This is a genomic window from Methanobacterium bryantii, assembly GCF_002287175.1.
Lineage (GTDB): Archaea > Methanobacteriota > Methanobacteria > Methanobacteriales > Methanobacteriaceae > Methanobacterium_D > Methanobacterium_D bryantii.
On sequence record NZ_LMVM01000023.1, the window covers coordinates 59,596 to 70,914 of the forward strand.

At 34.7% G+C, this 11,319-nt stretch carries 9 protein-coding genes, 1 tRNA gene, 1 other RNA gene and 1 pseudogene; 5 read left to right on the top strand and 7 right to left on the bottom strand.

Going from position 1 to position 11,319, the window contains the following annotated elements; genetic code table 11:
- Positions 1–166: 166 nt before the first annotated feature.
- The 4 genes from ffs to ASJ80_RS08880 all read left to right on the top strand — a co-directional run bounded on the left by ffs (position 167) and on the right by ASJ80_RS08880 (position 1,978).
- Positions 167–482, top strand: an RNA gene (gene ffs, locus ASJ80_RS08865) — signal recognition particle sRNA.
- Positions 483–605: 123 nt separating this feature from the next.
- Positions 606–690 (top strand) — tRNA-Ser (locus ASJ80_RS08870).
- 166 nt (positions 691–856) lie between these two features.
- A complete protein-coding gene (locus tag ASJ80_RS08875) occupies positions 857–1,363 on the top strand; it encodes a rhomboid family intramembrane serine protease (protein WP_069585307.1) in 507 nt (168 codons plus the stop codon).
- Between the two features lie 93 nt (positions 1,364–1,456).
- On the top strand, positions 1,457–1,978 hold the full coding sequence (locus ASJ80_RS08880) for a DUF6790 family protein (protein WP_069585385.1): 522 nt from the start codon (positions 1,457–1,459) through the stop codon (positions 1,976–1,978).
- A 433-nt stretch (positions 1,979–2,411) separates the two neighbouring features.
- Here the strand turns inward: ASJ80_RS08880 and ASJ80_RS08885 are convergent, their stop codons facing one another.
- The 6 genes and pseudogenes from ASJ80_RS08885 to ASJ80_RS08910 all read right to left on the bottom strand — a co-directional run bounded on the left by ASJ80_RS08885 (position 2,412) and on the right by ASJ80_RS08910 (position 8,774).
- A complete protein-coding gene (locus tag ASJ80_RS08885) occupies positions 2,412–3,041 on the bottom strand; it encodes a hypothetical protein (protein WP_069585309.1) in 630 nt (209 codons plus the stop codon).
- Between the two features lie 57 nt (positions 3,042–3,098).
- On the bottom strand, positions 3,099–4,250 hold the full coding sequence (locus ASJ80_RS08890; RefSeq protein ID WP_245837548.1) for an aminotransferase-like domain-containing protein: 1,152 nt from the start codon (positions 4,248–4,250) through the stop codon (positions 3,099–3,101).
- 427 nt (positions 4,251–4,677) lie between these two features.
- Positions 4,678–6,340: pseudogene (locus ASJ80_RS08895) on the bottom strand (AMP-binding protein).
- 29 nt (positions 6,341–6,369) lie between these two features.
- On the bottom strand, positions 6,370–6,786 hold the full coding sequence (locus ASJ80_RS08900; protein ID WP_069585312.1) for an acyl-CoA thioesterase: 417 nt from the start codon (positions 6,784–6,786) through the stop codon (positions 6,370–6,372).
- A 40-nt stretch (positions 6,787–6,826) separates the two neighbouring features.
- Complete coding sequence (locus ASJ80_RS08905) at positions 6,827–7,405, bottom strand: helix-turn-helix domain-containing protein (protein ID WP_069585314.1); 579 nt, start codon at positions 7,403–7,405, stop codon at positions 6,827–6,829.
- 253 nt (positions 7,406–7,658) lie between these two features.
- The gene (locus ASJ80_RS08910; RefSeq protein ID WP_069585316.1) at positions 7,659–8,774 is read right to left on the bottom strand and encodes a pyridoxal phosphate-dependent aminotransferase; all 1,116 of its coding nucleotides are present in this window, start codon (positions 8,772–8,774) and stop codon (positions 7,659–7,661) included.
- A gap of 130 nt (positions 8,775–8,904) precedes the next feature.
- On the opposite strand from ASJ80_RS08910, the gene ASJ80_RS08915 reads away from it, so the two are divergent.
- Entirely contained in the window at positions 8,905–10,302 is a 1,398-nt protein-coding gene (locus ASJ80_RS08915) for an APC family permease (RefSeq protein ID WP_069585319.1), read from the top strand.
- 115 nt (positions 10,303–10,417) lie between these two features.
- Here the strand turns inward: ASJ80_RS08915 and ASJ80_RS08920 are convergent, their stop codons facing one another.
- Positions 10,418–11,230: a succinylglutamate desuccinylase/aspartoacylase family protein gene (locus ASJ80_RS08920; RefSeq protein ID WP_245837549.1), complete on the bottom strand. Its 813-nt coding sequence runs from the start codon at positions 11,228–11,230 to the stop codon at positions 10,418–10,420.
- Positions 11,231–11,319 lie beyond the last annotated feature (89 nt).

An 11,319-nucleotide genomic window follows, 5' to 3' on the forward strand; every position in this document is an offset into this window, starting at 1 on the left:
ATTTAATGTAATTGCTTAAATCAAAAAAATAGGAAGTTTAAAAAAGTAATTATTAATTGACCTCAATTTCGCAATAAATTCAAAATTATTATAAATAAAGCCCCACCTGTAATAAAATAGCCGTGTTGTTAATCGTAAGGTTAAAATAGTATTAGACCTAAAGTTAATATGGGCTAGACTGGAGAGTTAGGGGTCCTCTGTAAGCGCAAATCCCCTATACGGCGCGGTCGAAGTTCAAGAGGCGGCAAGCTGAATGGACATTGGCCCAGAATCTCAACGTAGAAACCTCGTCCCGCAGGATCGGTGGTGGCAGGATTTCAGCCGTAGGGCTGAAGTTAACTGTCTTAACTGTGGGAACGGGTCAGGTCTGGAAAGAAGCAGCTCTACTGCAGACAGCTGATGCTTGTGGAGCAACGGGGCGGAGTTGGGGTTTTGGATCACCATTGTTCAGGAGGTTTGTCCACTCTTGAACGGGCCCATTCAAATTAACCCAAAAGATGTACAAAATAATAAAAACAGACAAGTTTTAAATAGGATAAAACCAAAACTATTATAAACTATTAAAGACAATCATCTTTTTTACTGGATAACTATTTTTATCATGTGTCGGGGTGGCCCAGCCTGGTACGGCGTGGGACTGCTAATCCCATGATCCTTAGGATCACGCGGGTTCAAATCCCGTCCCCGACGCTCATACTCATACAATTTAAATCAATAAAGCCACATCATTAAATTCTAATTCTATATATTGCCTAAATTTTATCCTGACTCAAAATTTAATTTTAAACTGGTGACATTAATGAAATTCAAAGATAAAAAAAGCACTGATAATTGACATTTACCAGTTGCAACTTTAATGATTCTAATTTTAACGGCAATTGCAACCAGTTTACAGTTCTTTTACCCTGAAATAATTAATATGTTATCCCGGAATCCAAATGCACTTTTAGCGGGGCAGTGGTGGCGTCTGATATCACCTATTTTCATTAATCCTGAAGGGTGGAGCCAGATAATATTCAATTTTTCTGCTCTCATATTTTTAGGTATCATTGTAGAGAAGTTTTATGGAAGCTTCCGCTGGCTCATCTTCTATTTTACCGCAGGATTTACAGGAGAAATTGCAGGTTATTTCTGGCAGCCATACAGCAGAGGTTCATCTGTAGCTATAATGGGGCTTCTCGGCGCCCTGCTGGTTTGGATAATATTAAATCGCAGATCAGCACCTGTCCAAATTCAAATATGGGGCCCTGTAGGATTGATATTTGCAGTTATTCTTACCTTTTCTCATAATATACACGGTCCTCCAATTCTTATGGGGGCTTTAATTGCTTTATTAGTGCTTCAAAGTAAAATGCATCCCTAAAAATAAGTTTTATTTCTCATTAAAGTTAGCAAATATTTAAATACAGCACTACAGATATCATATTATCTTAAATAGGGGGTAACATCTGTGGAAATGATTTATATTTTCTTGATGGTGACATTAATCGGCGCTGTTTTACATTTATTTTTAAGTAAAACAAGGACAAAAAATAGAATATTTGAAGTGTTTTTGTTATGGTTTTTAGTTGTAATGGTTGGAATTGGTTCGATATGGGCATTTATGGGACATGTATTTTTTGCAGATATGGTTGCAGCAGCCATAGGATGGCCTGCTGGAAGTCCGTTCCAGTTTGAAGTTGGAATCGCTAATTTATCCTACGGAATTCTTGGTCTTTTATGCTGGAAATTCAGGGATAATTTCTGGACAGCTGCGGTAATAGCAATATCTACATTCTATCTTGGAGATGCCTATGGTCACATTGCCAATATAATGCAAACCGGAAATATAGCAGCAGGGAACGCGGGCTATGCATTATATGCAGATATTTTAGTACCCCTCGTATTGATATGTCTTTTAATTGCATACAAAGCTACTTTTAAAAAGCCAAATGAATTAATAGAACAAGAAGATGATTATTTACCAAAAAGCACTTAAAAATGTAAAAAATAATTATTTCTTCTTTTTTATCTTTATTAAAAAAACACTTGACTCTATCTTCAACTTTCCATCCGGGATAAGTTTTGATATATCTTTAGCAGATTCGATCTTTCTAAAATATAGACTGCATCCATAAAATTATTCAACGGTTGGATTATTTAACTGCTTGGGAGTTGAATACATATAATAAATACCCCTATCTACAGTTAAAGTACTGGCAAGTTTTTTGTTCTAAACTGTTTGCCCACATAAAGAAATTTTTTCAATCCCTCCACTTTGTAACTTCACCTACTGCAGGCCTTAAAGTTTTAGGTGGAATTTCTTTAGGATAACCTACAGCGCAGCCGTTAAGCCTAAACTCACCAGGATTAACCCCTGTAATTATATAAAAATCTTTCAGCCTTTTAAAACAAAATATAATTCCAAAACATTAGCCAGAATGTTTCTTTAAAAATTGTTCTGCTTTTACCTTAGTAGCATTTCTCGGACTATCAAGCTGTCTTTTAACCAGAGAAATTACTTCCTCTTTATCCTGAATTTCATCAAAATATTTATCAAAGGATAAGATAGCTTTACCTAAAAGAATACTTCGACACTCCTGATCTCTTGGAATGTTTTCAAGCTCCAATAAGTTACCTGTAATTTTCTTTTGATATTCAGGCTTAGCTCTTGCTATTTTCCAGCTGTTGTCAACAACGTGTCCGGCAGTGATCATTGATTCATCTGATAAAAGCCCATAGAACTTTTCAAAGATATATTCAATCTTTTCCTGTGAATCTACAGCACTTAAATTGGCCAGGATATCCATAGCATTCCACATGATAACTTTATTACCAGTATCCAGTAATTCTATAAAAAAATCAACGCGAGGATATAAAATTTCGGGATTTTTCCCGCTTATAATGTTCAAAACCTTTATGGATCTAAATTTTATCCGTGCAACATCTGAAGAAATCAAATTTAAAAGAATAGAAATTAATTGAGGATTCTTTACAGCTTTTTCTGCTATGTCCTTGGAGTGGTCTTCTTTTTGGTTAAGTTCATCTGCAATATCTTCCACAGTTTTCAGCCCCCATTAATCCATATCCTTTTTAAATGTTTTTGTCAGTATCCTATTTTAATTCATGAGTTCATGGATGACATTTCCAAGCCTTTTTATACCTTCTTCAATTTGTTCATTATTTGAATTGGAGAAATTAAGCCTTAATGAATTTATTCCACTCCCGTCGACATAAAATGCCTGTCCCGGAACAAATGCTACATTTTCCTTTATTGCCAGTTCAAATAAGTCCATTGAGGACAGACCTTCAGGAAGAGTAACCCATAAAAACATTCCTCCCTCTGGTTTTGTATATTCTACATTTTCAGGGAAGTATTTCTCTATCATGGAAACCATAGTGTTTCTTTGATTTCTGTACATGTCTTTAATCTTTTCTATATGTTCATCAATATTATTATCGATTAAATACTGATAAACGGCTCTTTGAGTAAAGTAATTTGAATGCAAGTCCAAAGCCTGCTTTGCAATAATGATTTTTTCCATTATTTCTTCGTTTGCAACTATCCAGCCAAGCCTCATTCCTGGAGATACTATTTTGGAAAAAGAACCGAAAAGTACAGAATCTTCAAGATAAGCCTTAACAGGGGGTATATCATCGCCTAAAAATCTTATTTCACCATAAGGGTTGTCTTCTACAAAGACAATATCTTCATTTTTAAGAATTTCAGCTAATTTTTGTCTTTTTTCCTTTGAATACGTTATTCCAGTGGGGTTCTGGAAATTTGTAACTGAATAAAACATTTTTATTTTATTTTCGTCCAGTATCCTTTGGAGTGAATCTATATCTACACCATCTTCAAGCAGAGGGACAGATATGAATTGAGGTTCAAATAATCCAAATGACTGTATTGCAGCAAGATAAGTTGGATTTTCAAGGAGAACTTTATCCCCTTTATTTAAAAAAACCTTACTGACAAGGTCTATCCCCTGCTGTGAACCATTTGTAATTAATATTTCATCAGCACTGACTTTTAGGCCTTTTTTTGAATATCTTTCTGCAATGTACTCACGTAAGGGCAAATATCCTTCAGTTGTACTGTATTGGAGAATTTCATCCCCATTTTGAGACAGAATTTTTGATACTGCATCAGTTATTTCATTTACAGGAAAAGATTTAGGATTCGGCAAACCCCCTGCAAATGAAATGATGTTTTTATCTTCTGTAACCTTTAATATTTCCCTGATAAATGATTTATGTACACTTTTCATTCTTTCTGCAAATAAATTACCCATATAATTCAACTTCCTTCTCTAGAATGTTTAATGTAATTTTAAGATTATATATTTCATTATTTAATTTTAAGCAATGACCATAATAACATAATTGCCACAAATGGTTACGTCCCATTTTAATCCAAATACCAAATTATTTCTTTAATTTTAATTAAAAGGCTTTTTATTCAATGATATCTGCAAATTACAGGTTAAAGGACATTATGAATTTAACGTTTATTTTATTTTTAAGTTATACTTATTTAAATGACCAGATAAAAGAAATAAAAATAGTATAATACAGCTTCAGAAACATTATAAAATTATAGACCGATTTAACTCAGTGCAATGTTTCCAAACGTCCCATCTCACTAAAACAGAAATCTAAAGAGCAGGAGTAGCCCTACTCCCGTATTAAATGCCCTTAATTTTCGTCTTCTTCTTCAGCAAATCTCTTTTTAAGGAGTTCTACTGCCTGATCGCGCATTATGAATTTTTGTATTTTACCACTTGCAGTAAGTGGGAATTCATCAACGAAAAAAACATGTTTTGGGACTTTATAGCGTGCTATTCTTTCTAGGCCGAAATCTATAACATCTTCTTCACTGATATCAGCTTCTTCCTCCAGAATCATAAATGCCCCCACAATTTCACCGTATTTATCATCTGGAATTCCTATAACCTGCACATCTTTAATTCCAGGCATTGTATAATAAAATTCTTCAATTTCACGAGGATAAATGTTTTCTCCACCGCGTATTATCATATCTTTTATCCTTCCAACGACAGTATAATAACCGTTTTCATCGTAGGTTACTAAATCTCCACTGTGTAACCATCCATCTTCATCAATGGCTTCAGCAGTTTTATCAGGCATTTTGTAGTAACCTTTCATGACATTGTAGCCCCTACTGCAAATTTCACCCACTTCTCCAGGTCCCACAGTTTTACCAGTTTCAGGATCAACAACTTTAATCTCACAATTAGGTAGCTTTCTTCCCACAGTTTCAACCCTCAGTTCAAGCGGGTCATCAACGCTCGTCTGAGTGAATCCAGGCGAACCTTCAGTCAGGCCGTAAACACTGGTTATCTCGGTCATGTTCATGTCGTTAACCACTTTTTTCATGGCCTCTATTGGACATGTTGAACCTGCCATTATTCCAGTTCTAAGCGATGATAAATCAAACATTTCAAACATTGGATGTGAATACTCGGCAATAAACATTGTTGGGACACCATAAAGCGCAGTACACTTCTCTTTTTGAACTGCTGCAAGAACCATTAGAGGATCGAACTGTTCAAGCATTACTAAAGTCCCACCATGAGTATACATGGGCCATGAGCCCTAAAGTGACTCCAAAACAATGGAACATCGGTACAGTGAGACATAACCTATCATTTTCAGTGTATTTCAGGTTTTCACCAATATAATACCCATTATTAATGATATTTTTGTGTGTAAGCATTACTCCCTTAGGGAAACCAGTTGTTCCAGAGGTATACTGCATGCATACTACATCATCACTGTCAAAAGTTTCTTTAGCCTCTAAAAGCTTGCTGTCGTCGGTATGTTTACCCAGCAGCAGCAGTTCATGTGTATTATAAAGCCCACGATGCTTTTCCTGACCTATGAAGATTACACTTTTAAGACAAGGATATTCCTTACTTTCTAAGTTACCCCTTTTACTTGTCTTAAGTTCAGGAACAAGTTCATATAATACCTTTAAATAATTAACATCCCTAAATCCATCTGTTATTGCAAGAGCTTTCATATCAGATTGTTTTAACACATAATCCAGTTCATGACTTTTATAGGCAGTATTTACTGTTACAAGAACTGCCCCTATTTTTCCACATGCAAATAAAAATGTAATCCAATCTGGAACATTTAATGCCCAGATTCCCACATTGTCGCCTTTAGTAACTCCAATTGAAAGCAAACCTTTTGCAAGCTTATTTACTCGTTCATCAAATTGTTTGTAAGTAAAACGAAGATCCCTATCCGGATAAACCATAAATTCCCTGTCTGGATCTTTTTCTGCCTGTTTTTCAAAGAAATCTCCAATCGTATCTTCTGTAAAAAGCATATTTTGGCTCCTTTATGCACTCTAAATTTTTATTTGCAATTTTTGTCTTCTAATATTAAATGCTCATGTAATTGGGCTTTTATTACATCTGGAATAGGTATACTCTTTTGATTTAAGAAATCAAAATGTACAAGAACAGCTTTTCCCTTTGCCTTGAGCTCTCCATCCTGCCATGCCTCATGACCTATTGTAAACGAACTGTTTCCAATATGAGTTATATAACTCCTAATTTCAACATCAATTCCATAGTACATTTGACCGATGTAATCAAATTCAGTTCTAACTAATATTAATTTCCATTTCTCATAACTCAAGTCAAGATCTGGTGTAAACATTCTAAATATTGGATTTCTTCCGACTTCAAACCACTCTACAAGCGCAGTGTTGTTAATATGCCGAAGTCCATCAGCATCTCCGAATCGCGGTGTAACTTTCTCTGTAAACATTTAAATCACTTTTAGATTTGTATTAACTGTTAAATTTGTTTTAAAATGGTGTATATACAACTGCAAGGATTTTTGAATCCTTATCACCGTAAGCATGTAAATCATGAGGTACAATTGAATCATAATAAATACTGTCCCCTTTAGAAAGCAGATATCTTTCCTGACCGTATAATATTTCAATTTGCCCTTCCATGACATAAATGAACTCTTCACCTTCATGTGAAGCCAATTTATACTCTTCTGTCTCATGGAGGTGAACATCAATAATAAAAGGCTCCATATGCCTGTCTGTTTTACCAGAAGCCAGCGCATAAAAATCAAGGGCACTTGTATCTGGATGATCTTCTTTACCTGAAAAATGGATCACCTGCTCAGATTTACCGGATTTTACCATTACTGGCCCTATTTGAGGTGCATCATCAAGAAAAGTACCTAAACGGACATCCAACACTTTTGCAATCCTTATAAGTGGTGTGAGTGAAGGGATCAAATCTCCACTTTCAATACTTTCTATAACCTTCTTGCTGCACTGGCTTTTTTCTGCCAGTTGTTCAACAGTCATTTTATGGTTCTCTCTTATTTGCTGGATTTTAGTTCCGAGTTGATTTTCCTCTGACATTTAGTTATCTCCTATTTTATAGATTATTTCATAAATACGAACTTAATTTACAGTTAATTTTGCATAGTAGTTATTATCTTCTTTATAAATTATTTTAAATTATATTTTAAATTCTAATGAATAATCAAATATTTAGGCCATCAATTTAATTGGAATTATTTGTTCTAAATATTATTAAATGTAATTATTAATTATTTAAAATTTACATGATTAATAAGTTACGTCATTTGCTGTAATTCTGATTAATTTCTAATTAAATTTCAATAGTTTCTAATCTATCCATAGCTTCCTCTAATTTTTCATATGAGGCAGCATAAGATAATCTAAAATGATTTTCTCCACATTTACCAAAACTACTGCCATTGACGATTATTACTCCATTTTCTACAGCCTTATCTACAAATTCCTGCGAATTTTGGACCCTTGGAAATGCATAAAATGCCCCTTTAGGTGCTTTAAACGGTATTCCCATTTCATTCAGCCTTTTAACTACCAGATCTCTTCTTCGTTTAAATTCAGCTACCATTTCACCAACACATTCCTGTGGTCCGGTTAATGCTTCAAGACCTGCTATCTGAGATAAAGAGCTTGCACATGCCACATTATACTGATGAACCTTCAGTAATTCTTCAGCTATTTCTGGTTTTGCGGTCATATATCCTATTCTAAACCCTGTCATTGCATAGGTTTTAGAAAATGCATTTATGGTTATTGCGTTTTCAGTATATCTTCCAGGGCTGTAATGTTTTCCATCATAGATTATGTGCTCATATACTTCATCAGATATCAAATATATGCCGTGATCGTCAGCTATTTCTGCTATACCTTTAATATCTTCTTTTTGCATGACTGCTCCTGTCGGGTTTGAAGGAGAATTCAAAATTAATGCTTTAGTTTTGTCAGTTATTTTATCAAGGACATCCTCCTGAGTCATTCTGAATTCATTTTCTTCTTTGAGACTTACTGGAACCATTTTACCTTCAGCAAGCTTTACAAATGCATCATATGAAAGAAATCCTGGATCAGGGATTAAAACTTCATCTCCCCTATTTACTAGTGCTTGAAGACTGATATAAAGTGCTTGACTTGCCCCAACTGTTACAAGTATAGACTCAGGATCCACATCAAGTTTATTTTCTTCTTTAAATTTACATGATATAGCTTCTCTAAGTTCTAAAATCCCTTTATTTGCTGTATAATGGGTGAATCCATCATCTAAAGCTTTTTTTACAGCTTCCCGAATATGTAATGGTGTGTCAAAATCGGGTTCCCCAAGGCTTAAATTAATAGCATCTTCTGCAGTGATATCAAACATTTTCCTTATTTCTGAAAGCCGTATTGACTCGCATCTTCTGGTTGGTTGAAACATTCTAATCATACCTATCTAATCATTGAAATCAATTGTTAGTTATATTAAAAACCGATTATATTATACATTAATCTTTCATATCTTAAAAATTAATCATCTATTTTTACTTTTATCAATATATAAAACAAGTATGCCCACAAAAATGCTGAGCCTCTTTGATGTAATAAATCTTGTAGTTGGAACCATAGTTGGTGCTGACATATATATTGCAGCAGCTTTTGGTGCTGGGCTTTTAGGGCCCGCTTCTATAATTGCATGGGCCTTAGCAGGAGTAATGGCAATTATAATAGCTTTATCATTTGCAGAATGCTCTTCACTTATACCAAGAGCTGGAGGGCCTTATGTATATGCTAAAGATGCTTTTGGAGATTTTATCGGGTTTTTATCAGGATGGGCATTATTAATAGCATCATGGAGTGCGATAGCAGTATTTCCCCTTGCATTTGTAGCTTATCTCCAGTATTTTTTCCCAAGTATGCCTTTTGTAGCTCAAACCATAATCAAAATTATATTTATTGTTATATTAACAGGCATCAACTATATTGGAGTTAGAGAAGCAGGTAGAGTTAATGATATACTAACCACCCTCAAACTTGCACCCATTATATTATTTACTTTAGCAGGCATTATTTTCTTTATTTTTAACCCATCACAGTTAATTTCTAATTTCACACCAGTTGCCCCCTTAGGATTTACAGGCATTGGAAGTGCGCTTGTCTTAATATTTTGGGCTTATGTAGGATTTGAACTCGTAACAGTCCCTTCAGATGAGATATATGACTCAAAAAGAACTATTCCAAAAGCTATCGTCCTTGGAATGGGTATCGTTGCCCTTTTCTATATTATAACAAACTTTGTAATAGTTGGAATAGTACCATGGCAGCAGCTTTCTTTATCAACTGCACCCCTTGCACTTGCAGGTTATGCACTTCTTGCAGGTTTTGGAGCATTATTTCTTACTGTTGGTGCTCTTTTCTCAATTTCAGGGTCTGATGAAGCAGGTATTTTGTCATCATCAAGAATTCCGTATGCAATGGCAGGTGACGGGCTTCTACCAAAAATGTTTGCCAGGAAGCATCAGAAATATGATACTCCCTATGTTGCATTAATTGTTCAGGGCATAATTACAGGTGCAGCAGCTATCTTTGGAACCATAAGCAGTCTTATTATATTATCTGTTTTCACTCTGCTTTTCTGTTACCTCGTGACCTGCATATCTGTTTTTCCACTTAGAAAAAGATATGGGAGAAGTATCAAAATTCCATCCATAATACCCGTTTTAGGTATCTTAATATCTATTTATATGATGACACAATGCAATTTAAACCAGATAATAGCAGGTACAATTTTTATAGCCATTGGAATTCCTATATACTGGAAATATTCGCCAAAAGAAGAAATTAGATCAGTTATCAAAGAAATAACCTCGAGAGAAGTCTTTTTAAGGAAATGGATTCGAGCTCGAGAAGTGTTCTTAGGATATCTATTAAGAAGACTGGCTTATCTTTTAAGAAGGGTGCTAGGCTGATAATTTATTTTATAAAAACCTGCAAAACTATGTTTTGCGGTTCAGAAAACCTATGATTTTCCTTCAACCTGCAAAAATTCTAATTTTTCAATGCCTCCAAAAATTAAAAAATAAATTAAATTATTTTTTTGTATTTTAAAAGAGCTATCATTTGATTATAAGACTTTGTAACGCTTCCAGATTTCACAGTGCCGTGAGGAGACACTACTTCACATGTCACTGCCGGAATTCCTGCTAGATTAGTAGTATCTTCCAGTGCTCCACAATATTCTACACCAGATAAATTATATGTAAGCGTTGTTGACCCTGTCCTCTTGCTAATATATTTGGCAATAATATAACTTTTGTAGGTAGGATGTTTTGAAGAAAAAACAGCCATTTTACCAGGATCGCCGCCGGGCTTAGTAGAATGAAAATCTCCAAGTACACTAATATTAAGCCGTTTAGCCAGTTTCAATATCTTGTTAGTAGGCGTACCTGCAATATTAGTTACTCTATTCAGGTTTTTGCCTTTCCAGTAACGGACATTTTTAGCTGTGCTTGAAGGAACCACAAACGGCACTATATAAACAGTCCCTTTAATTGACCTGCATTTTAAGTAATTTGCCAGTTTTAAAGCTGCTATTTGGCTGGGAAGTTCATTTCCATGAACACCTGCAACGATCATCACTTTTGGACCGCTTCCATTACCAACTCTAATTATAGGAGTACCCTTCTTTGATAAAGCTACTATTTGACTGGTTAACTGAGTTTTAGGAATGTTCTTTTTTGTATAATAATTATTTGTAACAGTTCCACCAGTTCCTCTGATAATAACGCTCATCTTAACTGCTGATGTTGATTGGGCTGCTTGAACAGATGGGTAGCTGGTTAAATTTCCTGAAGGATTATCTGCTTTAGTTACATTTATTCCACTTGCACCAATCAATGCTGTAGTACCAATGATTAATAAAATCGCGATTATTTGTTTTTGTTTAATTATAACACCTCACCAATTATCAAGAGGTAGGTTGTTAA

Excerpts from the sequence above, each read along its gene's own strand:
- ASJ80_RS08875 (WP_069585307.1), top strand. The coding sequence starts at position 857 with ATGATTCTAATTTTAACGGCAATTGCAACCAGTTTACAGTTCTTTTAC.
- ASJ80_RS08880 (WP_069585385.1), top strand. The coding sequence starts at position 1,457 with ATGATTTATATTTTCTTGATGGTGACATTAATCGGCGCTGTTTTACAT.
- ASJ80_RS08890 (WP_245837548.1), bottom strand. The coding sequence starts at position 4,250 with ATGAAAAGTGTACATAAATCATTTATCAGGGAAATATTAAAGGTTACA.
- ASJ80_RS08900 (WP_069585312.1), bottom strand. The coding sequence starts at position 6,786 with ATGTTTACAGAGAAAGTTACACCGCGATTCGGAGATGCTGATGGACTT.
- ASJ80_RS08905 (WP_069585314.1), bottom strand. The coding sequence starts at position 7,405 with ATGTCAGAGGAAAATCAACTCGGAACTAAAATCCAGCAAATAAGAGAG.
- ASJ80_RS08910 (WP_069585316.1), bottom strand. The coding sequence starts at position 8,774 with ATGTTTCAACCAACCAGAAGATGCGAGTCAATACGGCTTTCAGAAATA.
- ASJ80_RS08915 (WP_069585319.1), top strand. The coding sequence starts at position 8,905 with ATGCCCACAAAAATGCTGAGCCTCTTTGATGTAATAAATCTTGTAGTT.